The organism is Streptomyces sp. YIM 121038 (genome assembly GCF_006088715.1).
GTDB lineage: Bacteria > Actinomycetota > Actinomycetes > Streptomycetales > Streptomycetaceae > Streptomyces.
The window spans coordinates 7,170,358-7,191,945 of the sequence record NZ_CP030771.1 but is presented as its reverse complement, the minus strand read 5'-3'; the positions used below and the strand labels follow the sequence as shown (position 1 = coordinate 7,191,945).

Below are 21,588 nucleotides of genomic sequence, written 5' to 3'. Positions count from 1 at the left end.
CCCTTCTCCTCCGTGGGCCGTGGACAAGGCCCCTGCGGAAACCATCCTGCCCCGTGCCTGGACGGGGGCTGCGCACTTTAGTGTGCCCCGCCGACGGCAAACGGAACGGGGGATTCCGCTGATTCCCAGGACCGACGGTATCGGGTGAAGAGGAACCCGGCCTCTTCCAGTACGGACGCCAGTACGAACCGCTCCGGCACCGGCACCCCGGGCCCGCCCGCGATCCGCTGCGCCCCGCCCGCGGTGAGCATCGGGGACACCGTCAGACACAGCTCGTCGAGCACGCCCGCCGCCACGAACTGCCCGAGCAGCCGGGGCCCGCCCTCGGTGAGCAGGTGCTCGAACCCGCGTTCGGCCAGCTCCGCGACCACCCGCGCGGGCTCCGCCCCGGCCCCCTCACCGGCGAGCACGACCTCCGCCCCGGCCTTGCGCGCGGCCTCCACCCGGTCCGCGGGCGCCGCGGCGCCGGTCACCAGGAGCGTCGGCGTCAGCGGCGCGGTGAACAGCGGCAGGGTGAAGTCGAGCTCCAGGCTCGCGCTGAGCACGACGACGGCGGGCGCGGGCGGCTGCCCGGCGGCGGCGCGGCGCGCGGCGAAGGCCTCCCGCGCGCGGGCCGGCCGGTAACCCTCCTGGCGTACCGTTTCCGCACCGACCACGACGGCGTCCGCGAGGCCCCGCAGGGCGCCGAAGATCCGCATGTCGGTGGCGCCGGAGATGGGCTGGGAGCGGCCGTCGTGCTGGGCCGCGCCGTCGAGGGTGGAGACCATGTTGGCGCGCAGCCAGGGGCCCTCCCGGTCCGGGTAGGCGTAGGCCTCGGCCAGCTCGTCGAGGGTCCACTCGCGATCGACCACAGAAGCCGGCGTTCCGGCGCTTTCGGATGTCTGATCGGTCACAGGGAACAGGCGTCGCATGCCCGGCAGTCTTCCACGGTCCCGGGCCGGGCCTAGAGTGGATAGACGTGTCAGCCTCCACCGCCGCCTCCGGGCGGAGCCCCATACCCGAAGCGGGCCCCCTCTCCCTGTGCGCCCGCGAGCCGCACGTGCCCGCGGACCGCCTCGTCGCCGAGATGGTGCCGCCGCCGCGCTTCGACTCGGTCCGCTTCGCCACGTACATCCCGGACCCGAACCAGCCGAGCCAGACCGAGGCCGTCGGGGTCCTGAGCGCCTTCGCGGCCGGGCTCGGCGGGGCCCACGCGAGCGGCTCGGGCAAGCGGCGCTGGTTCGGGCGGGCCAAGCAGGCCGCGCCCTCCGGTCCGCGCGGGGTCTATCTGGACGGTGGCTACGGCGTCGGCAAGACCCATCTGCTCGCCTCCCTGTGGCACGCCGCCCCGGCCGAGCCGTCGCTGAAGGCGTTCGGCACGTTCGTGGAGCTGACGAACCTGGTCGGGGCGCTCGGCTTCCAGCAGACGGTCAAGACCCTCAGCGGCCACCGGCTGCTGTGCATCGACGAGTTCGAGCTGGACGACCCGGGCGACACGGTCCTGGTGTCCACGCTGCTCGGCAAGCTCGTCGAGGCGGGCGTCGCGCTCGCCGCGACCTCCAACACGCTGCCGGGCAAGCTCGGCGAGGGCCGGTTCGCCGCCGCCGACTTCCTGCGCGAGATCCAGGGCCTGTCGGCGCACTTCAAGGCGCTGCGCATCGACGGCGAGGACTACCGCCACCGCGGCCTGCCCGAGGCCCCGGCGCCGTACTCGGACGAGGAGGTCACCAAGGCCGCGTACGCGACCGGGGGCGCGAGCCTGGACGACTTCCCGCATCTGCTCGACCATCTGGCGCGCGTCCACCCGAGCCGGTACGGCGCCCTCACCGACGGCCTCACCGCGGTCTGCCTCACCGACGTCACGCCGGTGCCCGACCAGTCGACGGCGCTGCGCCTCGTGGTGCTCGCCGACCGGCTCTACGACCGGGAGGTGCCGGTGCTCGCCTCCGGTGTCCCCTTCGACCGGCTGTTCGGCGAGGACATGCTCAACGGCGGCTACCGAAAGAAGTACTTCCGGGCGATTTCGCGGCTGACGGCGCTGGCGCGCGACGCCAAGGGGCTCGTGAACGCCTGAGACGCGTGGTACACACAATCGGGTCATGTCCTGTCCGCCAGCAGGAGGTTGCCCCATGTCCGCAGCACGACCCAGCGCGACCAGACGTCAAGTACTCGCCCGCACCGGTGCCTTGGGGGCGTCCATCGCCTTCAGCGGCGCCCTCTCCGAGCTGTTCGCGGGCACGGCCACCGCGGCCGCCCAGGGCCGGGCGGGCTACGGCCCGCTCGTGCCCGACCCGGCCGGACTCCTCGACCTGCCCGAGGGCTTCCGCTACCAGGTCCTGTCCCGCGAGGGCGACCCGCTGCGCTCCGGCGAGGGCAGGGTGCCGAGCAACCACGACGGCATGGCCGCCTTCCGCGGCCGGCGCGGCGGCGTCCACCTGGTGCGCAACCACGAGAACCGCGTCGGCGCGAAGATCGGCGTCCCGGTCGTCAAGGGCCTGACCTACGACCCGGCCGCCAAGGGCGGCTGTACGGCGCTCGCCCTCGACCGCGACAACGACGTGCTCGGCGAGCGCGTCGCCATCGCGGGCACCGCCGTCAACTGCGCGGGCGGCCCGACCCCCTGGGGCACCTGGCTGACCTGCGAGGAGACCGAGGACAAGGCCGGGACGAACGGCTACACCAAGGACCACGGCTTCATCTTCGAGGTCGACCCCGTCGACCCGCGCCGCACCGGGGCCGTCCCGCTGACGGCCATGGGCCGCTTCCAGCACGAGGCGATCGCGGTCGACCCGTGGCGCGGTGTGGTGTACGAGACCGAGGACGCCTTCCAGAAGCCGTTCGGCCTGTTCTACCGCTTCCTGCCGGACCGGCCCGAGGGCGGCAGGGGCTCGCTGCGCGCGGGCGGCCGCCTCCAGGCGATGCGCGTGCCCGGCCTGCCCGACCTGTCGGCGGTCCAGGAGACCGGCGCGTCCTTCCGCGGGGTCGAGTGGGTCGACGTACCCGACCCGCTCGCGGTCTCCACGCCCATCCGCGACCAGGACTTCGGCCCGAAGGGCATCACGCACGCCCAGAAGCTGGAGGGCTGCTACTGGGGCGGCCGCTGCGTCTACTTCGTCTCCAGCTACGCGCGCAGAACGGAGGGCTCGGCGGGCGACCACTACGGCCAGGTCTGGCGTTACGACCCGGCGCGCCGCTGCCTCACCCTCGTGATCGTCTTCGGCCCGGACACCGACATCCAGCTGCCCGGCGAGTCCCCCGACAACATCTGTCTGACCCCCAGCGGCGGCCTGATGGTGTGCGAGGACGGCGACGGGGCGCAGCACGTGTACGGCGTCACGCGCGGCGGCCGCGTGTACGCGATGGCCCGCAACGCCAAAAACATCGGCACTCCCCAAGACCCCGCCTGGGGCGAGTTCGCGGGCGTCACCTTCTCCCCCGACCACCGCACGATGTACGTGAACTGCTACACGCCCGGGACGACGTTCGCGGTGACGGGCCCCTGGCACGAGTAGCTCCGATCCGCACGACTAGCGCCGCTTCCTCCCCCGGCGCAGGATCGGGGGAGGAAGCGGAAGGGGTGCGTGGTGGCGAAGTCCAGGAAGCCGACGAAGCCGAAGAAACCGGCGAAGGCCGACGGGCCCGGCAGGCCGGAGGCCGCGCCCCGGCTCTCGGACCTGCTGCGGATCCCCGAGGGCGACCGGGTCGACCTCTCCTCCTACGACGCGCGGGCCACGCCCGGAGGCCCCTCCGGCAAGGCGGACGGGCTGCTCGCGACCGCCCGTCTGGGTGAACGGCTCGCGGACCTCCAGGAGCGCCTGTACGCGGCCAGCACGCAAGGGGACCGGCGCCGCCTCCTGCTGGTCCTCCAGGGGATGGACACCAGCGGCAAGGGCGGCACCGTCAAGCACGTCATCGGCCTGTTCAACCCGTCCGGCTGCCGCATCAAGGCGTTCAAGGCGCCGACGCCCGAGGAGCTGAACCACCCGTTCCTGTGGCGGATCGCCCAGGCGCTGCCGCTCCCCGGCGAGATCGGCATCTTCGACCGCTCGCACTACGAGGACGTCCTCATCGCCCGCGTCCGCGAGCTGGTGCCGCGCAGCGTCCTCGGCCGCCGCTACGGACAGATCAACCGCTTCGAGCAGTCCCTCGCCGACGACGGCGTGACGGTCGTGAAGTGCTTCCTGCACATCTCCTACGAGGAGCAGCGCGGCCGCCTCCTGGAGCGGCTCGACAACCCCGAGAAGCACTGGAAGTTCAACCCCGGCGACATCGCCGAGCGCGCGCTGTGGCCCGCGTACCAGGAGGCGTACGAGCTGGCCCTGGAGCGCTGCTCGACGCCGTCGGCCCCCTGGTACCTGATCCCCGCCGACCGCAAGTGGTACCGCAACTGGGCGATCAGCACGCTGCTCCTGGAGCACCTGGAGACGCTCGACCCGCGGTACCCGAAGGCGGACTTCGACGTGGCGGAGTGCCGCGGGCAGCTGCTGGCCCAGGGCTGACCGGGCGCGGGCCCTAGGCGGGGGCGAGCCGCCACAGCGAGGTGACCTCGGCGGCGCGGGCCGTGTGCAGCGGGTCGCCCGGGTCCGAGGCGCGCGGGTGCCGGGGCCTGGCGTCGTGCCGGTCGACGACGCGGAGCCCGGCCGCGGCGAAGGCGTCCAGGAGCTCCTGGCGGCCGCGCAGGCCGAGGTGCTCGGCCAGGTCGGAGATGATCAGCCAGCCCTCGCCCGCGGGCTCCAGGTGCGCGGCGAGCCCGGCGAGGAACGCCTTCAGCATGGCGCTGTCCGGGTCGTACACCCCCTGTTCCACGGCGGAGGTGGGGCGGGCGGGGAGCCAGGGCGGATTGCACACGACGAGCGCGGCGCGCTCTGGCGGGTACAGCGCGTCGCCGTCGACGACCTCGACGCGGCCGGTGAGGCCGAGCCGCTCCACGTTGTCGCGGGCGCAGGCGAGGGCGCGGGGGCTGCTGTCGGTGGCGACGACCCGGCCGACGCCGCGGCGGGCGAGGACGGCGGCCAGCACGCCGGTGCCGGTGCCGAGGTCGAGGGCGGTGCCGGTCGCGAGGAGGGCGGGGGCGGGCAGCGGGGCCGTGGCCACCAGGTCGACGTACTCGCCGCGGACCGGCGAGAACACTCCGTAGTGGGGGTGGATGCGGCCGCCGACGGCCGGGATCTCCACGCCCTTCTTGCGCCACTCGTGGGCGCCGATCACACCGAGCAGCTCGCGCAGCGAGACGACCGTGCGCCCCTGGGCCGGTCCGTAGGCCTCCGCGCAGGCCTGGCGCACGTCGGGGGCGCGGCGCAGGTCGAGCGCGTGGTCCTCCTCCAGGACGACGAGGAGCATGCCGAGCACGCGGGCGCGGTGGCCCCGGGACTGGCGGTGGCGGTGGAACGTCTCCGCGGGGGTCGACCCCGGCTTCGGGGCGAGCCGGTCCAGGCGCCGTCCCAGCGCCTTCAGGAGCTGGCGCGCGCCCTGGTAGTCACCGCGCCACAGCAGCGCGGTGCCCTCGCAGACGAGGCGGTAGGCCTTGTCGGCCTTCATCCGGTCGTCCGCGACGATCACCCTTTTGGGGGCGGCCGCGCCGCTCTCGGAGTGCCAGCGGGCGCCGCGGACGGCCCCGGGCTCGGGTCCGGCGGGCTCGGTCCAGCTGATGTCGGGCGTCTCGGACATCGGTGCCTCGTCAACTCCTCGGGGGTCCCCTGGGCGCCGATGGACGCCCTCAGGACGATGCCACACCGTGTCCACCAGGCCAAACGGGCCCCGCGACGACACCTCGCACTTACCCGATTTACCGCTTGTATGCCGATACCGTCCTACGTGTGATCACTCGTACCCGGAAGTGGACCGCCCTCCTCACCCTCGCCGCGGCCGCCCTCACGGCCTGTGGCACCGCCCCCGGCACCCCCGCATCCGCGCCCCGGCCCGAGCGGCCCGCCGCCCCCGCCCACCGCACGGCCCCGCCCACCCTCGCCCCGGGCCCGCAAGGCCTGACCCCGGTCTTCAGCAGGGCGCCCGGCGAGCGCGCGCGGCCCGCCGTGGCCCTCACCTTCGACGCCGACATGACCGCGGGCCAGGGGCCCCGCGCCACCGGGGGCGAGCGGTTCGACAACCCCGCGCTCGTGGCGACGCTGCGCCGCCTGAAGGTCCCCGCGACGTTCTTCATGACGGGCCGCTGGGCCGAGCAGTACCCGGCGCAGGCCCGGTCCATCGGCCGGGACCCGCTCTTCGAGGTGGCCAACCACTCCTACAGCCACTACGCCTTCACGGCGGACTGCTACGGCCTGCCCACGCTGCCCCGCGGCCGCGTGCGCGCCGACGTGGAGCGCGCGTTCGCCGCCTTCCGGCGGGCGGGCGTCACCCGGACCGTGCCGTACTTCCGCTTCCCCGGCGGCTGCTACGACCGCGCGGCGCTGCGCGCCCTGGCCCCGGCCGGGGTCACGGCGGTGCAGTGGGACGTGGTGAGCGGCGACGCCTTCGCGACGGACCCGGACGCGGTGGCGCGCCAGGTCCTGCGGGAGGTGCGCCCCGGCTCGGTCGTGGTCCTGCACTGCACGCGCAGCGCGGCCCCGGCCACGGAGCGCGCGCTCCACCGCATCGTCCCCGAGCTCCGCGCGCGCGGCTTCCGCCTGGTCCGCGTGTCGGAGCAGATCGGGGCCGCCCGCGCCGGGAGCCGGGGCGGCTGAGCGGCCCGGCTCACTCCCGGCGCGCGCAGGCCCCGCAGGCGAGGGCCACCGCCGCCGCGGCTGTCGCGAGGGCGGCGGCGAGCGCCCCCACCGGCAGCGGCACCGTGCCGTCGCGCGAACCGCGCGTGAGGTCGGTGAGGACCGCCTTGGCCGGCGATCCCGTGGTCACCAGGGCCAGGAGCGCGGCCAGCAGGAGCGCGGGCACCGACCGCCCCGGCGAGCGCAGCAGCGGCCTGCTGGTGAGGGCGCCGACGGCCGTGCCGAGCAGCGCGCTGACCAGCATCGCAAGGAGCCCCGCCGCGGCGGCGGGCCCGCGCGCCACGGCTGTGTGGTGGTCGGTGCTCGCCGCGTCGCTGATGACGGCGACGGCCGCGGCGGCGGCCGCCCCGAGGACGCTCGCCGCCAGGAAGGCGGTGAGCAGCGCGGCGAGGTGCGCGCGGCCGGGTCCCGCGGCGGCGGCCGTGCAACCGCGCGCGGCGGGCGGTTCGTTGGTGACGCAGATCCGCGCCAGCCAGGCCGTCACGGGCAGCAGGGCCGCCGCCGCGTACGCGAGCGAGTCGAGCACGGGCTGCCCGCCCTGGACGCCGACGGCGAGGAACACCGCGTAGAGGACGACCGGCGCGAGCCAGCGCTGGGAGCGAAGGAGCAGGGCCGTCTGGTACCGCAGCAGGGCCGCCGTCATCGCCGTTCCTCCGCCGCCCGTACGCCGATGACGTGCCAGGGCGGGCTCGCCGTGAGCAAGGTGCGCAGGACCAGGTCCGACTGCGGCTGAGCGACCACCAGGCGGCGGACGTCCGGCTCCGGGCCCGCCGCGGCCGCCCCCGGGAGGCCGGGCGGCAGCGGTGCGCCGCGCGGGCCGCGGACCTCGATGACCACGGCGGGGCCCGCGGCCGCCGGGTCGGGCGCGGGCCGCTCCGCGCGGCGGTGCACGCCCGTGCCGGTCGTCTCGTACGTCTCGTCGGGCAGCCCCGCGAGCCGTCGCGGGTCGTGGTCGACGAAGACGGCGGCGCCGCCGGCGGCCGTGTGCTCGGCGACGGCGCGGTCGAGGACGTCGCGGGCGGCGGCGTCCAGGCCCGTCCACGCCTCGTCGAGGACGAGCAGGCCGGGCTCCGCGAGCAGGGCCTGGGCGACGGCGACCTTCTGGCTGCCGCCCTTGGACAGTTCGGTCAGGGGGGTGCCCGCGTGGCCCGCGGCGTCGAAGCGCTCCAGCCACGCGTGCGCGCGCCGGGCCGCCGCCGCGCCGCTCAGGCCGTGCACGCGGCCCATGTGCGTGAGGTAGCCCGCCGCGGTGAACGGCAGGGCGGCCGGGAAGCGTTCGGGGACGTAGGCGGTGCGGGGGCGGCCGTGGACGCGGCCCTCGGTCGGGGCGTCGACGCGAGCGAGGAGCCGCAGGAGCGTGGACTTGCCGGTGCCGTTCGCGCCCTGGACGCGGGTCAGGGTCCCGGCGCGCACGCCGAGGGTCACGCCGCGCAGCACCCAGGGGCCGCGCAGGCCGTAGCGGCGGCCCGCGCCGTCCAGTCGTACCGCGAAGTCCGTGGATCCACTGCCGATGCCCCCCGTGCGTCCCATGCGCCCCATCCTCGCGCACCGGCCCCGGGACCTTTCGGGCGTCCCTGGCAGACTGGTTCGGTGAGTGCTTACGAACCCCAGGCCGACAGTCCCTTCCGTGCCGAGCCCGGCGAGCGCGACCTGGCGCCGCAGTTCGTGCTGCCCCTGGTGGCGCGCATCGAGCGGGCGGCTCCCCCGGCGCGTACGGACGCCCTGGAGACGGCGGCGCGCGCGGTCCTGACGATCCTCAGCGACGAGCGGTCCCTCGGCGAGGGCGCGTGGGCCGAGGCGATGCGGGACTGGCAGGACGCCCGCATCCGCAAGGTGGTGCGCAGGGCGCGGGGCGCGGAGTGGCGCCGCGCGGAGGCCCTGGACGGCATCACGGTCGCGGGCAAGACGGCGGAGGTCCGCGTCTATCCGCCGGTCCCCCTGGACGGCTGGCCCAAGGACCTGGCCCGCCTCCAGGTGTCGGGCACGGACCTGGACGACCCGGAGCCGCCCCTGGACCCGGAGCCGGGCACGCCGGTGCTCTGGCTGAACCCCGAGGTGACGATGTCGGCGGGCAAGGCCATGGCGCAGGCCGGCCACGGCGCGCAGCTCGCCTGGTGGGACCTGACGGCGGCGGACCGGGCGGCGTGGCGGGACGCCGGTTTCCCCCTGGCGGTGCGGACCGCGCCGCCGTCCCGCTGGCGGGAGTTGACCACCAACGGCCTCCCGGTGGTGCGGGACGCGGGCTACACGGAGATCGCCCCCGGCTCCTGCACGGTGGTCGCCGACCACCCCGCGCTGCGCGGCGCCTGACCGGCACGCGGGGCCCGGCCCGGCCGCCCGGCGCCGCGGGACGCCCGGCCGGGCGGCGGGCCCCGCCGGGCCCCTGGCACGGAGGACGGACGCGGCGCGTGACTCCCGTCACAGCCGGGCGGCAGGGGTGAACACCCCGCCCACCCCTCCCGTACCTTCCCGTACCACCAAGTGGCTTGGTCAGCAGTTCCGTTGCGGCCCGGGAGGCACCTTGCGGCGCACCATGCCCATCAGGCACATCAACGGCACGGCCCTGATCATCGCGGCCCTCGTCGTCACCGTGGGGGCGCTCGCGTTCCCCGTGTGGTCGTACGCCGACCGCTCCGGCACGGGCGAGGCGAACCTCAACGCCGGGAGCGTGCCCACGCGTTGGGGCCCGCTGTCGGCCACCGACCGGGACTTCCTCGTACGGGTGCGGCTCGCCGGGCTGTGGGAGATACCGGCCGGGCAGCAGGCCGTGGAGCGCGCGCCCACCAAGGCCGTCAAGGAGGCCGGTGACCATCTGATCGTCGGGCACACCGACCTCGACCAGCGGGTGCGCGGGGTCGCCGCGCAGCTGAACGTGGAGCTGCCCAACCAGCCCAACGAGCAACAGCAGGGCTGGCTCAAGGAGTTGACCGCGGCGAGCGGCGAGACGTACCAGCGCAAGTTCGCGAACCTGCTGCGCGTCGCGCACGGCAAGGTGTTCGCCCTGATCGCCCAGGTGCGGGACAGCACCCGCAACTCGCTGGTGCGCCAGCTCGCCTCGGACGCCAACCAGACCGTCCTGGACCACATCACCATGCTGGAGGGCACCGGCCTCGTCGACTTCGACGCCATCGCGGGCGGCAACGCCGCGACCGCCACCGCGAGCCCCACCGGTCCCCCGGCGCCCGGCGGCACGCCCCCCGAGCCCGCCCCCGCCGGTCCGAGCGGCGACGTCTCCGGCACCTCACGGCCCTCGCCCGGGGCCCCGGGCACCGTCAACACCGACCGGCCCGAACCTCAAATGTAGCTCTGAACCCGCTGATCAGAAGGTTCGGGCACCCCTGTCGCGGTCATGACTCCGGCGTCGAAGGAGGATGCAAAGGCGCGTCACGGAGCGAAGGACCAAGGACACGGGGGGAATCATGGTGCGGTTGGGTACGGGGATCGGCTGGCGGCCGGAGATAGCGGAGGCCGTGGAGCGCATGCCCGGCGTCGACTGGGTCGAGGTCGTGGCGGAGAACGTCTGCCCGGGGCATCTGCCCGCGTCCCTGACGCGGCTGCGCGAGCGCGGCGTCACGGTCGTGCCGCACGGCGTCTCGCTCGGGCTCGGCGGCGCCGACCGGCCCGACGAGGCGCGGCTCGCCGCGCTCGCGGAGCGCGCCGGGGCCCTGGGCGCGCCGCTCGTCACCGAGCACATCGCCTTCGTCCGGGCCGGGGGGCCGCTCACCGTCTCGCAGCGGCTCGAAGCGGGGCACCTGCTGCCGGTGCCGCGCACCCGGGACGCGCTCGCCGTGCTGTGCGAGAACGTGCGGATCGCGCAGGACGCCCTGCCCGTGCCGCTCGCCGTGGAGAACATCGCGGCCCTCGTCTCCTGGCCGGGCGAGGAGATGACGGAGGGGCAGTTCCTCCACGAGCTGGTGGAGCGGACCGGCGTACGGCTGCTCATCGACGTGGCGAACCTGCACACCAACCACGTGAACCGCGGTGAGGACCCCGCCGAGGCGCTGGCCGAGCTGCCCCTGGAGGCCCTCGCGTACGTGCACGTGGCGGGCGGCTTCGAGCGGGACGGCGTCTGGCACGACAGCCACGCGCACCCCGTGCCGCAGCCGGTCCTCGACGTCCTCGCCGACCTGGCCGCGCGCACGGACCCGCCGGGCGTGCTCCTGGAGCGGGACGAGAACTTCCCCGCGCCGGGCGAGCTCGCGCGCGAACTGGACGCGATCCGGGCCACGGTGACGAAGGCGGCGGGGTCCGGGAGCCCCGGTGCCGGGCTCCTCCCCGGCACCGGCGCGGCCCCGCAGGCGCCGCAGGCCCCGCAGGCCCCGGCCGAGGTACCGGACGCCGGGGCCCTCGCCACCGCCCGCGAGCGCGTGGCCCTCGCGCAGGCGTCGCTGCTTTCCGCGCTCGTCGCGGGGACGCCCGCGCCGGAGGGCTTCGACCGGGCGCGGCTTCGCGTGCAGGGCCGGGCGCTCGCCGCCAAGCGGGCGGACGTCGTGGCGAAGGTCGCGCCCGAGCTGCCGGAGATCCTCGGGGACGCGTACCGCGGCGAGTTCCGCGCCTACGCGGCCGGGCGTCCGATGACGGCGGGCTACCGCCGCGACGCGCTGTCCTTCGCCGAGCACCTGCTGCTCGCGGGCCGCCCCGAGGACGCCGCGGCGCGCGGCCGCCTCACCCACTGGTGGCTGGACCGCTCGGGGCCGCGCCCGCTGGAGGGCCGCCCGGTGACGCGCTGGCTGCGCACGGCGCGGCTCGCGCTGCGCCGGAGCCAGGCGCTCCGCTGACGCGGCGCCCCGCCCGCACCCACCGCTCCCGAGGACCAGCCATGCACCGCACCCACCTGACGCAGACCGCCCTGTCCGACGCGGCCGCCGAAGCCCTGACCGGCTGCTACTTCCTGCTCGTCGCCGCCTCGTGCGCCGCCGTCGTCGCCGGGGTCCTCCTGGCCCGGCGACGCCCGGGGCACGGCCGCGCGAAACCGCCGCACGGCTCCTTGGACGACGCCTACGAGGCCGCCTTCCTCGCGGGCGGGCCCGGCCGGGCCGCCGACGCCGCGCTCGCCGCCCTGCACGAGGACGGCCGCCTCCTGGTCACGCACCCCGGCCTCGCCGGTGTCGCCCCGGGCGCCGCGGCCCGGCACCCGGTGGAGGCCGCGGTGCTCGCCACGTACGCCACCGCGCCCAGCGGCGCCCTGCACTGGCTGCGCGCCGCGGTGATGCGCGCCCCGGCCGTGCAGGGGCTCGGGGACGGGCTCGCCGCCCGCGGTCTGATGGCACCGCCGGGCCCGCTGCGGCCCTGGCGGCGCCGGATCACCGCGCATCTCGTCCTGTGCGCGGCGGGCGTGCCGCTCGGCCTCGTCCTCCCCGCGACGTCCTCGGTCGGGAGGTCCAACTCCGCGTACTCGGACCTCCAAGTGGTCCTCGTGGTGCTGCTCGGCGGCGCCGTCGGGGTGCTCTGCTCCCGGGCGGCCAGGGACCGGGCGACCGCGCGGGGCCGCGTGGCGCTGCGCCTGCACCGGGCCCGCACCCGCAAGGAGGAGCGGGGGGCCGCGCACGCGGTCGCCGCGCGCGGCCTGCGCGGCGTCGCGGACACCGAGCTGCGCAAACAGCTCGCGCAGGCACGGCGGCTGCGCGTCGGCCATCCGCCCGCCGTGCCCGTCGCCGCCTCCCCCGCGCCCTCCGGGACCACCGGCCTGTGGACCGGCACCCCCGTCGCCTGGTGCGCGGGCGGCACCGGCTGCGGCGGCCCCAGCTGCGGCACCGCGCACCGCGACGGCGAGAGCGACACCCGCGGCGGCTCCGGCTCCGGCTGTGGCAGCGGCGGGAGCGGCTGCGGCGGAGGCGGCTGCGGGGCGGGCTGCGGGGGCGGCTGCGGAGGAGGAGGCGGAGGAGGCGACTGACCTCCGGGGGACACGGCCGACGTGCCCTCGCCAGGGGCACCGCCCCCGCGACCGCCCCTGCCGCATCCCACGGGCGCGCACGACCGCACCACGTGCACGCCCCCGTACGGACGTTGACGTACCTCGCGCGGTATCGCGGCCCCCGGCCTGCGGCACGCACTAGCGTGCACAGGCGCTACAGGAGGCTTCATGCGATCCCGATTCGTCCGCGGCGGCGGACTCACCCGCGGCACCGGACTCGTCCGGGGCGGCGGACTCACCCGTGGCGGCGGGCTCATCAGCGGCAGCGGGCTCGTGCTCGTGGGGCTCGTCGTCACCCTGGCCGCGCTGGTCTTTCCCGTGTGGTCCTACGAGGACCGGTCCGGCACCGGCCTCGACGCCCTCAACGCGCAGACCGAGTCGACCGAGTTCGGGCCGCTGTCCGCGCTCGACCGGGACTTCGTCACCAAGGTGCGGCTCGCGGGCCTGTGGGAGCTGCCCGCCGGGCAGCAGGCCGGGGAGCGCGGCACCACCCAGGCCGTGCACACCGCGGGCGAGCACCTCGTGGAGGGGCACACCTTCCTCGACGCGCGCGTCCGCGAGGTCGCGGCGCAGCTGCGGCTCGAACTGCCCAGCCAGCCCACCGCCCAGCAGCGGCGCTGGCTGGCCGAGCTGAGCGCGGCGCGCGGCACGGCGTACGACGAGACGTTCGCGAACGTCCTGCGGCTCGCGCACGGCAAGGTCTTCGCCCTCGTCGCCCAGGTCCGCGCCGGCACCCGCAACTCGCTGGTGCGCGCCCTCGCCGACGACGCGAACACCACGGTCCTCGACCACATCAAGGTCCTGGAGGCCACCGGGCTCGTCGACTTCGACCGGATCGCCCGTGACGGCGCGACCTCGGGCCCGCAGCCCGCGACCCGCTCCCCCGCGCCGCCGGGCCCCGTGGACGGCTCGCCGCCCTCGGCGTCACCGGTGACGCCGACGCCGAGCTTCACGCTGCCGCCCGCCGTGTCCCGGCCGAGACCCCGCCCGTGAGCCCGGTGATCCCTGTCCCTGTGAGCCCTGGGGCCCTGTGATCCTCGTCCACATCGTGGAATTCCGCTGGCGCCGTCACCGGAGGTTCACATAGAAACACCGGCATGTTCTGGGTTCCGCTGCTGCTCCTCGCCTGCGCCGTCGCCGCCCTGTCCTGCGGACGGCTGTGCCTGGCCGCCGTGCACGCCGCGGCCGCCGAGGCCAGGACCCCCGGGTCGACGCGGTGCCTCACGCTGTACGAGGCGGCGTTCCTGTCCGGCGGCCCCGGCCGGGTGGCCGACGTGGCGCTGGTCTCGATGGCGCGACGGCGGCGGCTGCTGCTCGCGCACACCGGCTGGGCCACGGTCGTCGACCCGGTCGGCGGCGCCCGGGACGCCCCGGACGACGTGGAGCGGTCGGTCCTGGGCGCGATCGGCCCCGGCGGGCAGTCCCGGATCCCCCCGGTGCGCCGGGCGACGGCCACCGCGGACGCGGTGCGGGCCCTCGCCGACCGCCTGGTCGCGGCGGGGCTCGCCGTGCCGGACGGCTCCTGGTCGGGCATCGCGGGCGCGCTCCGGCAGGTGCGGGCCGCGGCGGCCGCGATCGCCGTGCTCGGGGCGTGCGCGACGCTGCTCCCCGGCCAGGGGCAGGGCGACGACCTGCCGGTCGCGGTGTGGTTCGCGCTGCCGCTGCTCCTCACCCTGAGCTGTCTGGCCATCGCCCGCTTCGAGGTGCCCGCGTCGCGCTGGGCGTCGCCCGCCGGGCAGCGGCTGCTCGGCGCGGTGCCCTCGCGCGACGACCTCACGGCACTCGCCGTGCGCGGGGTGCGCGCCCTGAACGACCCGGGCCTGCGCGCCGCGCTCTCGCACCGGGACCCGAACCTCGACGGCTACCGGTCCACGCGCCAAGAGGGTCATTGAGCCGACACCGGCGGACCGGTGCTTTACTTCGCCAACCGCTGAGCGAAACATCCCTTTCGTCACAATTCATGGCTTTCTTGTGCGAAAGGGCCCAGAACCGCGATGAGAGCAGCCGCAGCCGTCCTGTACGGAGCCGCAGGGTCCCTGGTCCTCTCCGCCCTCGTCGCCGCCCCCGCGCACTCCTTCCCCCTGCCCACGCGGGAGGAGCGGGGCACCGCCGTGGCCGCCGAGCGCGCCCGCGCCGCGGGCGTCCGCTTCGGGGCCTGCCCGGCGGCGGAGGGCCTGCCGCCGTCCGTGCGCTGCGGCACGGTCACGGTCCCGCTCGACTACGCGGACCCCGACGGCAAGCAGATCCAACTGACCGTCAGCCGTGCCGAGGCGACCGGCGGGGCGGGCGGCCACCGGGTGGCCCGGCAGGGCGCGCTCGTCTTCAACCCGGGCGGCCCCGGCGCGTCCGGCATGTACTTCCCGCTGGTCCGCGGACTGCCGGAGTTCCGGCGTCTGGCGGCGGCGTACGACCTCGTCGGCTACGCCCCGCGCGGCGTCGGCCGCTCCGCGCCGCTGTCCTGCCAGGACCCGAAGGAGTTCACGAAGGCGCCCACCCACTCGCCGGTCCACCCGGGCCCCGCAGCCAAGGCCGAGCGGATCGAGCGGGCGCGGGCGTACGCGCGCGGCTGCGCCGAGCGGGCCGGTGCCGCCCTGCCGCACTACACCACGCTGAACAACGCCCGGGACCTGGACGTGCTGCGCGCCGCGCTCGGCGAGGAGAAGCTGACCTTCATGGGCGCCTCGTACGGCACGTACTTCGGCGCCGTGTACGCGACGCTGTTCCCCGGCCACGTGCGCCGCATGGTGTTCGACTCGGCGGTGAACCCGGACCCGGAGCAGGTCTGGTACGCCAACAACCTCGACCAGTCCGCCGCGTTCGAGCGGCGCTGGGCCGACTTCCGGGCGTGGGTGGCCAAGCACGACCGGACGTACGGCCTGGGCGCGACGCCCGAGGACGTGGCGCGCGCGTACGAGAAGGTGCGGGCGGCGGTGACCCGCGAGCCCGCGGGCGGTACGGTCGGCTCCGACCAGCTGCACTCGGCGTTCCTGCAGGCCGGGTACTACGACGACTACTGGCCGATGCGGGCCACGGCCCTGTCGCAGTACCTCAAGGGCGATCCGCGGCCGCTGGTCGCGCAGGCCGGGCCCAAGCCCTCGGCGGCCGCCGAGGAGGAGAACGGCAACGCCGTGTACACCGCGGTGCTGTGCAACGACGCCTCCTGGCCCACCGACTTCGGGGTGTGGGACCGCGACAACACCGACCTGGCGCGCACCGCCCCGTTCGAGACGTGGGACAACGCCTGGATGAACCTGCCCTGCGCCTACTGGCCCGCGCCCCGGCAGCGGCCGGTGGACGTGTGGACCCCGCCGGGCGCCCTGCCGCCGACGCTGATCCTGGCCGCCGAGCGGGACGCGGCGACGCCGTACGCGGGCGCCCAGGAGCTGCACGAGCGGCTCTTCGGCTCGGTCCTCGTGACCGAGCGCGGCGCGGGCACGCACGGCATCGCGGGCGGCCCGAACGCCTGCGTCAACGGCTACCTGGACGCGTATCTGCTGCGGGGCAGCCTCCCCGAGGGGCACGCGGAGTGCGCGCCGCACCGGGAGCCGCTGCCGCTGTCCCGGGCGCGGACGAAGGCGCCCGGAACGCGCGCGGCGTGGCGGTGAGCGGAGCGGTTTACGCGAGCCCCTCCACCAGGTCCGCCACGGACTTGCGGCGGCCGGTGTAGAACGGCACTTCCTCGCGGACGTGCATCCGGGCCTCGGAGGCCCGCAGATGACGCATGAGGTCGACGATGCGGTACAGCTCGTCGGCCTCGAAGGCCAGCAGCCACTCGTAGTCGCCGAGGGAGAACGAGGCGACGGTGTTGGCGCGCACGTCGGGGTAGCCGCGGGCCATCTTGCCGTGGTCGGCGAGCATGCGGCGACGGTCCTCGTCGGGCAGCAGGTACCAGTCGTAGGAGCGCACGAAGGGGTAGACGCTCACGTAGTTCCGCGGCGTCTCGTCGGCGAGGAACGCCGGGATGTGCGACTTGTTGAACTCGGCCGGGCGGTGCAGCGCCATGTTCGACCAGACCGGCTCCAGGGCGCGGCCGAGCTTGGTGCGGCGGAAGAGGTTGTACGCGGTCTGGAGCTCGTCGCTGGTCTCCGCGTGCCACCAGATCATGATGTCGGCGTCGGCGCGGAGCCCCGACACGTCGTAGACGCCGCGGACGGTGACGTCCTGGGCGGCCAGCTTGTCGAACAGCTCCTGGACCTCGTCCGCGTACCCGAGGCGGCTCTCGGGCAGGACGTCGCGCAGCTTGAAGACGGACCACAGGGTGTAGCGGATGACCTCGTTGAGGTCCTTGGCCTTCTTGCCGGCGTTCGGGATCTTGGCGGGGGCGTCGTCACTCATGCGGCTATTGTCCCGCGCCGCCGTGGAGGCTCTGCACCGGGTGGGCCGTCAGCTCCTCGACGCCGGAGAAGTCGCCCCTGAGCTGGTCGACGGCGGCGTACGCACTGGCGATGCAGGCGGGGATGCCGACGCCGTCGTACGCGGCCCCGCAGACGGCCAGGCCCGGCAGGCGGCCCACGTGCGCGCGGACGCGGGCCACGCGCGCGTGGTGGCCGACGGGGTACTGGGGCAGGCCGTCCTGCCAGCGCGTGACGCGGGCGGCGACGGGCCGCGCGGTCAGGCCGACGGCCGCGCGCAGATCGGCGCGGGAGACGTCGATCAGCTCGCCGTCGTCGCGCCGGAGGTCCCGTTCCTCGCCGTAGCGGCCCACCGAGGTGCGCAGGACCAGCAGGTCCGGGTTCTCCTCGGCGACCCAGCCCCACTTCTGGGAGGCGAACGTGGACGCCTTGACGGTGCGGCCTTCGACGGGCGGCACGAGGAAGCCGCTGCCCTCGGGCAGGGACACGTCGGCGCGCCGGTAGGCGAGCGTCATCAGGGCCATGGAGGCGTACTCGACGGTCCGCAGCTCGGCGGCGGCCCCCGGGGACACCGGGTCGAGCAGGCGGGCGGCGTGCGGGGCGGGAACGGCGAGGACCACGGCGTCCGCCGCGATCAGCCGGTCCCCGGCGCGCACCTCCCAGCCGTCGGGCGTCCTGCGCACCGCCTGGACGGGGGTGCCCAGGAGGATCTCGCCGCCCCGCGCGCGGACCGTGTCCGCGACGGCGAGCGGCAGCCGGCCCACGCCGCCCGCGATGCCCATGAACACCGGTCCGGTCTGCTGTCGCGCGGCGGCCAGGGCCTGGAGCTCGCGGACGCCGTCGAGCAGGGAGGCGTGGCTGCGCGCGGCCTCGTACAGCTGCGGCACGGCCATGCGCATCGACAGGCGGTAGGCGTCCCCGGCGTACACCCCGCCGAGCAGCGGCTCGACCAGGCGGTCCACGACCTCGCGGCCGACCCGGGCCGCCACGTACGCACCGACCGCGACGTCCTCGCCGACCTCGGTGGGCGCGAGGTCCGCGTCCTGGGCGACGCGCCGCAGGCCGTCCTCGGACAGCACCCCGGCGAGCGCCGAGGGGTCGCCGGGCACGCCCATCACATGGCCCTTGGGCATGGGCACGAGGGCGCCGCGCGTCCACAGCGAGGCGCTGGCCGTGGCGGGTGCCTGGAGCGCGTCGCCGAGCCCGGCCTCGCGGGCGAGCGCGACCGCCTCGGGGCGGCGGGCCAGCATCGACTCGGCGCCGAGGTCGACCCGCGCGCCCTCGATCTCGCCCGGGAGCAGCTTGCCGCCGACGCGGTCGGAGGCCTCGACGACGGTCACGCGGCACCCGGCCGCGAGCGCCCGGTGCGCGGCGGCGAGCCCGGCGATGCCGCCGCCCACCACGACGACGTGGGCCGCCTGTCCCGCACGTTCCTGACCTGCGTGTCCCCGATCCGTCGAGGTGTCCGTTGCGCGCATGCCCCCACTGTCTCAGACGGCCTCCGGGCGCCCGACGGCCGTCTCCCGCCGGGGCGAGTCCCGTTCGTGACCGCGCCGGGACCGCTTCGGGACCGTACGGGCCGAACGCCCCGGGCTCCCGGGCCGTCGTAGGGGCACAGTCACGACGAGCTCGGGGGTACGACATGCGCAGGGCCAGGACAGGCGGCGGCGTGCGGGCGCTGGCCGTCGCGCTGCTCGCGGGGACGCTCGCGCTCACGGGGTGCGGCGCGGGCGGCGACGACGGGAAGGCGTCGGGCGGCGACGCGGCCCGGGCCGAGCGGGGCGACGGCGCCGGGGAGTTCGCCGGTGACGGCAGGGCGGCGGCGCCCGGCGCCAAGGAGGCCGGGGCGAAGGGGGCCGGGGCCAAGAAGCCGTCCGGGCGGCTGCGGGCCGAGGGCCCGCACATCATCCGCACGGCGTCGCTGGCCGTGCGCGTACGGGACGTGTCGAAGGCCCTCGAACGGGCCCGCGCGGTGGCCCAGGAGGCGGACGGCCTGGTCGGCGACGAGACCACGGACCGCGACCGGCACGGCAGGGAGCGCTCGCGCGTGGTCCTCCGGGTGCCGCAGGAGCGGTACGCGCAGGTCCTGTCCGACCTGGCGGGCACGGGCAGGCTCCTGTCGCGCACCGCCAAGGCCGAGGACGTCACCGAGGAGGTCGTCGACGTCGAGAGCCGGGTCAGGACGCAGCGGGCGAGCGTGGCGCGGGTGCGGGAGCTGATGGACAAGGCCACGAAGATCAGCGACATCGTGTCCCTGGAGGGCGAGTTGAGCACCCGTCAGGCGGATCTGGAGGCGCTGCTCGCGCGGCAGGCCTCGCTCAAGGACCGCACGGCGCTCGCCACCGTCACGCTGACGCTCACCGAGGCCCCGGCGGGGCGCGGCGGGGCCGATGACGACGGCGGTCCGACCGTCGTGGACGCCCTGGCGGGCGGCTGGGGCGCGTTCGTGACGATGCTGCGCTGGGCGGCGGTCGCCCTGGGCGCGGCGCTGCCGTTCGCGGCGGGCGTCGCGCTCCTGGGCGCGGCGTGGCTGCGGTGGGGCCGGGGGCGCACGGTGCGGCCGTCGCGCACGCCCCGGGCGCCGGAGGTCCCGCCCCGGGCGCCGGACGGTTCCTGAGGCGGCCCGGCCGGGCCGTGTGGTGCGGCACGGGCGGGGCGTGTGGTGCGGCACGGGTGGGGCGGACGGTGCGGCACGGGCGGGGCGGGGCGGCAACGCGGGGGTACGACGGGCGCGTTGACCGGCGACGTAGCGTGGGCGCATGAGCGAAAGACTGGTGGTCATCGGCGGTGACGCGGCGGGCATGTCCGCCGCGTCCCAGGCACGCAGGCTCAAGGCGCCCGAGGAGCTGGAGATCGTCGCGTTCGAGCGCGGCTCCTTCACCTCCTTCTCCGCCTGCGGCATCCCGTACTGGGTCGGCGGCGAGGTCTCCGCCCGCGACGACCTGATCGCGCGGACGCCCAAGGAGCACCGGGCCCGCGCGATCGATCTGCGGATGCGAACGGAGGTCACGGAGATCGACCCGGCCCGGCGGCGGGTGCGCTCGCGCGACCTCGCCTCGGGCTCCGAGGAGTGGACGGCGTACGACAAGCTCGTGATCGCCACCGGCGCGCGGCCGCTGCGGCCGCCGCTGCCCGGCATCGACGCCCCGGGCGTGCACGGGGTGCAGACCCTGGGCGACGGCCAGGCGCTCCTTGACCGCCTCGCCGCCACCGAGGGACGCAGGGCGGTGGTGATCGGCGCGGGCTACATCGGCGTGGAGATGGCCGAGGCGCTGCTGCACCGGGGCTACGAGGTCACGGTCCTCAACCGCGGCGAGCAGCCGATGTCCACCCTCGACCCCGACATGGGGCGCCTGGTCGGCGACGCGATGTCCGGCATGGGCATCGCGATGGTGAACGACGCCGAGGTCACGAAGATCCTCACCGGTGAGGACGGCGCGGTGCGGGCCGTGGCCACCGAGGACGCCGAGTACCCGGCGGACGTGGTGGTGCTCGGAATCGGCGTACGGCCCGAGACGGAGCTCGCGCGGGCGGCGGGGCTGCCCCTCGGGGAGCACGGCGGGCTGCTCACGGACCTCTCGATGCGGGTGCGGGGGCCCGTCGCGGACGGGGCGGTCTGGGCGGGCGGCGACTGCGTGGAGGTCCTCGACCTGGTCTCCGGGCAGCAGCGGCACATCGCGCTCGGCACGCACGCGAACAAGCACGGGCAGGTCATCGGCTCGAACGTGGGCGGCGGCTACGCGACGTTCCCGGGTGTCGTCGGCACGGCCGTGAGCAAGGTCTGCGACCTGGAGATCGCGCGCACGGGCCTGCGCGAGAAGGACGCGAAGGCGGTGGGCCTGCGGTACGAGACGGTGACCATCGAGTCGACGAGCCGGGCCGGGTACTACCCGGGGGCGGCCCCGATGACGGTGAAGATGCTGGCGGAGCGCCGGACGGGGCGGCTGCTCGGAACGCAGATCGTGGGGCGCGAGGGGGCGGCCAAGCGGGTCGACGTCGCGGCGGTGGCCCTGACGGCCCGGATGACGGTGGAGCAGATGACGGCCCTGGACCTCGGCTACGCGCCGCCCTTCTCCCCCGTCTGGGACCCCGTCCTGGTGGCGGCCCGCAAGGCGGTGACGGCGGTCCGCGGGACCGTCGGCTGACGGAGCCCGCCCCGGCGGCGAAGCCCCAAGCTGCCGGGGCGCGTCCCGAGCCGCCGGGGCGCGTCCCGGGTGGGCGGGGTACGCATCGGCGGGCAGGCACGCGCAGGCGGTGCCCACGGGCCGGGCCGGGCTCCGGTGGGCGGCCGGGAGGTTCCCCGCCGCGCGGGGCGGCGGGGACGGAAGGGGCATTGGTCCGCACCAATTTCCGCCGCCCGCCCGGTCCGGGGAACATCTGATTCCCCCGCACATCAGGGCGCCCCCGCCAGCCCCGGCCTCAGGTCCGAAGGCCCACGCCCCACATTCCAACGGCAACGCAGGTCGAACCCGCTTTCCGGCATTCCATCAAACCCCGCGCACCCCCCGGGCGTGGCCGGTTCCCACGCGCGCCGCAGGAGTGCGACCGAGTTGAAACGCGCCCCCGCGCACGCCCCATAGGTGCAGCAGCCAATCACTTCGGCGGCGAGGCAGACCCGACCCCG

General features: G+C 75.9%; 19 protein-coding genes. 13 read left to right on the top strand and 6 right to left on the bottom strand.

Going from position 1 to position 21,588, the window contains the following annotated elements; genetic code table 11:
• Nucleotides 1-77 precede the first annotated feature (77 nt).
• Complete coding sequence (locus tag C9F11_RS30960; protein WP_138962343.1) at nt 78-911, bottom strand: pyrimidine reductase family protein; 834 nt, start codon at nt 909-911, stop codon at nt 78-80.
• A gap of 47 nt (nt 912-958) precedes the next feature.
• Here C9F11_RS30960 and zapE point away from each other — a divergent pair, with 47 nt between their 5' ends.
• From zapE to C9F11_RS30945, 3 genes are all read left to right on the top strand, one after another.
• Nucleotides 959-2,053 carry a cell division protein ZapE gene (gene zapE / locus C9F11_RS30955; protein WP_138962342.1) on the top strand — a complete coding sequence of 365 codons (1,095 nt, stop codon included), beginning with the start codon at nt 959-961 and terminating at the stop codon, nt 2,051-2,053.
• 55 nt (nt 2,054-2,108) lie between these two features.
• Nucleotides 2,109-3,491 carry an alkaline phosphatase PhoX gene (locus C9F11_RS30950; RefSeq protein WP_138962341.1) on the top strand — a complete coding sequence of 461 codons (1,383 nt, stop codon included), beginning with the start codon at nt 2,109-2,111 and terminating at the stop codon, nt 3,489-3,491.
• A 162-nt stretch (nt 3,492-3,653) separates the two neighbouring features.
• Nucleotides 3,654-4,478: a PPK2 family polyphosphate kinase gene (locus C9F11_RS30945; RefSeq protein ID WP_249402242.1), complete on the top strand. Its 825-nt coding sequence runs from the start codon at nt 3,654-3,656 to the stop codon at nt 4,476-4,478.
• Nucleotides 4,479-4,491: 13 nt separating this feature from the next.
• On the opposite strand, the gene C9F11_RS30940 is transcribed toward C9F11_RS30945, so the two are convergent.
• On the bottom strand, nt 4,492-5,646 hold the full coding sequence (locus C9F11_RS30940; RefSeq protein WP_138962339.1) for a class I SAM-dependent methyltransferase: 1,155 nt from the start codon (nt 5,644-5,646) through the stop codon (nt 4,492-4,494).
• A gap of 149 nt (nt 5,647-5,795) precedes the next feature.
• On the opposite strand from C9F11_RS30940, the gene C9F11_RS30935 reads away from it, so the two are divergent.
• Nucleotides 5,796-6,659, top strand: a complete 864-nt coding sequence (locus C9F11_RS30935) for a polysaccharide deacetylase family protein (protein WP_138962338.1) — start codon at nt 5,796-5,798, stop codon at nt 6,657-6,659.
• 10 nt (nt 6,660-6,669) lie between these two features.
• Here the strand turns inward: C9F11_RS30935 and C9F11_RS48865 are convergent, their stop codons facing one another.
• Together C9F11_RS48865 and C9F11_RS48860 are read right to left on the bottom strand one after the other, a co-directional pair.
• Nucleotides 6,670-7,341 (bottom strand): ABC transporter, encoded by a 672-nt coding sequence (locus tag C9F11_RS48865; RefSeq protein ID WP_249401943.1) that lies wholly within the window; start codon nt 7,339-7,341, stop codon nt 6,670-6,672.
• Nucleotides 7,338-8,228, bottom strand: coding sequence for an ATP-binding cassette domain-containing protein (locus tag C9F11_RS48860; RefSeq protein ID WP_249401942.1), 891 nt, complete (start codon nt 8,226-8,228; stop codon nt 7,338-7,340). The genes C9F11_RS48865 and C9F11_RS48860 overlap by 4 nt, the downstream gene beginning before the upstream one ends.
• Before the next feature lie 60 nt (nt 8,229-8,288).
• On the opposite strand from C9F11_RS48860, the gene C9F11_RS30925 reads away from it, so the two are divergent.
• The 7 genes from C9F11_RS30925 (at nt 8,289) to C9F11_RS30895 (ending at nt 16,217) form a co-directional block, all read left to right on the top strand.
• Nucleotides 8,289-9,008, top strand: coding sequence for a peptidyl-tRNA hydrolase (locus C9F11_RS30925; RefSeq protein WP_138962337.1), 720 nt, complete (start codon nt 8,289-8,291; stop codon nt 9,006-9,008).
• A gap of 229 nt (nt 9,009-9,237) precedes the next feature.
• Nucleotides 9,238-10,002: a DUF4142 domain-containing protein gene (locus tag C9F11_RS30920; RefSeq protein ID WP_171076136.1), complete on the top strand. Its 765-nt coding sequence runs from the start codon at nt 9,238-9,240 to the stop codon at nt 10,000-10,002.
• Nucleotides 10,003-10,117: 115 nt separating this feature from the next.
• Nucleotides 10,118-11,476: a DUF692 domain-containing protein gene (locus tag C9F11_RS30915; RefSeq protein ID WP_171075881.1), complete on the top strand. Its 1,359-nt coding sequence runs from the start codon at nt 10,118-10,120 to the stop codon at nt 11,474-11,476.
• Nucleotides 11,477-11,517: 41 nt separating this feature from the next.
• Complete coding sequence (locus C9F11_RS47565; protein ID WP_171075880.1) at nt 11,518-12,591, top strand: TIGR04222 domain-containing membrane protein; 1,074 nt, start codon at nt 11,518-11,520, stop codon at nt 12,589-12,591.
• A gap of 189 nt (nt 12,592-12,780) precedes the next feature.
• Nucleotides 12,781-13,605, top strand: coding sequence for a DUF4142 domain-containing protein (locus C9F11_RS30905; protein WP_138962335.1), 825 nt, complete (start codon nt 12,781-12,783; stop codon nt 13,603-13,605).
• A gap of 104 nt (nt 13,606-13,709) precedes the next feature.
• Nucleotides 13,710-14,504, top strand: a complete 795-nt coding sequence (locus tag C9F11_RS30900) for a TIGR04222 domain-containing membrane protein (protein WP_138962334.1) — start codon at nt 13,710-13,712, stop codon at nt 14,502-14,504.
• A 102-nt stretch (nt 14,505-14,606) separates the two neighbouring features.
• Nucleotides 14,607-16,217 (top strand): alpha/beta hydrolase, encoded by a 1,611-nt coding sequence (locus C9F11_RS30895; RefSeq protein ID WP_138962333.1) that lies wholly within the window; start codon nt 14,607-14,609, stop codon nt 16,215-16,217.
• Nucleotides 16,218-16,227: 10 nt separating this feature from the next.
• On the opposite strand, the gene hemQ is transcribed toward C9F11_RS30895, so the two are convergent.
• Entirely contained in the window at nt 16,228-16,947 is a 720-nt protein-coding gene (gene hemQ, locus C9F11_RS30890; RefSeq protein WP_138962332.1) for a hydrogen peroxide-dependent heme synthase, read from the bottom strand.
• A gap of 4 nt (nt 16,948-16,951) precedes the next feature.
• Nucleotides 16,952-18,442, bottom strand: a complete 1,491-nt coding sequence (hemG, locus tag C9F11_RS30885) for a protoporphyrinogen oxidase (RefSeq protein WP_138962331.1) — start codon at nt 18,440-18,442, stop codon at nt 16,952-16,954.
• Between the two features lie 164 nt (nt 18,443-18,606).
• Between hemG and C9F11_RS30880 the strand changes: the two genes are divergently transcribed.
• On the top strand, nt 18,607-19,581 hold the full coding sequence (locus C9F11_RS30880; protein ID WP_138962330.1) for a DUF4349 domain-containing protein: 975 nt from the start codon (nt 18,607-18,609) through the stop codon (nt 19,579-19,581).
• Nucleotides 19,582-19,723: 142 nt separating this feature from the next.
• Nucleotides 19,724-21,109, top strand: a complete 1,386-nt coding sequence (locus tag C9F11_RS30875) for an FAD-dependent oxidoreductase (RefSeq protein ID WP_138962329.1) — start codon at nt 19,724-19,726, stop codon at nt 21,107-21,109.
• The last annotated feature ends 479 nt before the right edge of the window (nt 21,110-21,588 follow it).

Coding starts and splice junctions, on each gene's coding strand:
- C9F11_RS30915 (WP_171075881.1), top strand. CDS start 10,118: ATGGTGCGGTTGGGTACGGGGATCGGCTGGCGGCCGGAGATAGCGGAG.
- C9F11_RS48860 (WP_249401942.1), bottom strand. CDS start 8,228: ATGGGACGCACGGGGGGCATCGGCAGTGGATCCACGGACTTCGCGGTA.
- hemG (WP_138962331.1), bottom strand. CDS start 18,442: ATGCGCGCAACGGACACCTCGACGGATCGGGGACACGCAGGTCAGGAA.
- C9F11_RS30880 (WP_138962330.1), top strand. CDS start 18,607: ATGCGCAGGGCCAGGACAGGCGGCGGCGTGCGGGCGCTGGCCGTCGCG.
- C9F11_RS30875 (WP_138962329.1), top strand. CDS start 19,724: ATGAGCGAAAGACTGGTGGTCATCGGCGGTGACGCGGCGGGCATGTCC.
- C9F11_RS47565 (WP_171075880.1), top strand. CDS start 11,518: ATGCACCGCACCCACCTGACGCAGACCGCCCTGTCCGACGCGGCCGCC.
- C9F11_RS30940 (WP_138962339.1), bottom strand. CDS start 5,646: ATGTCCGAGACGCCCGACATCAGCTGGACCGAGCCCGCCGGACCCGAG.
- C9F11_RS48865 (WP_249401943.1), bottom strand. CDS start 7,341: ATGACGGCGGCCCTGCTGCGGTACCAGACGGCCCTGCTCCTTCGCTCC.
- C9F11_RS30900 (WP_138962334.1), top strand. CDS start 13,710: ATGTTCTGGGTTCCGCTGCTGCTCCTCGCCTGCGCCGTCGCCGCCCTG.
- C9F11_RS30905 (WP_138962335.1), top strand. CDS start 12,781: ATGCGATCCCGATTCGTCCGCGGCGGCGGACTCACCCGCGGCACCGGA.
- C9F11_RS30895 (WP_138962333.1), top strand. CDS start 14,607: ATGAGAGCAGCCGCAGCCGTCCTGTACGGAGCCGCAGGGTCCCTGGTC.
- C9F11_RS30950 (WP_138962341.1), top strand. CDS start 2,109: ATGTCCGCAGCACGACCCAGCGCGACCAGACGTCAAGTACTCGCCCGC.
- C9F11_RS30960 (WP_138962343.1), bottom strand. CDS start 911: ATGCGACGCCTGTTCCCTGTGACCGATCAGACATCCGAAAGCGCCGGA.
- hemQ (WP_138962332.1), bottom strand. CDS start 16,947: ATGAGTGACGACGCCCCCGCCAAGATCCCGAACGCCGGCAAGAAGGCC.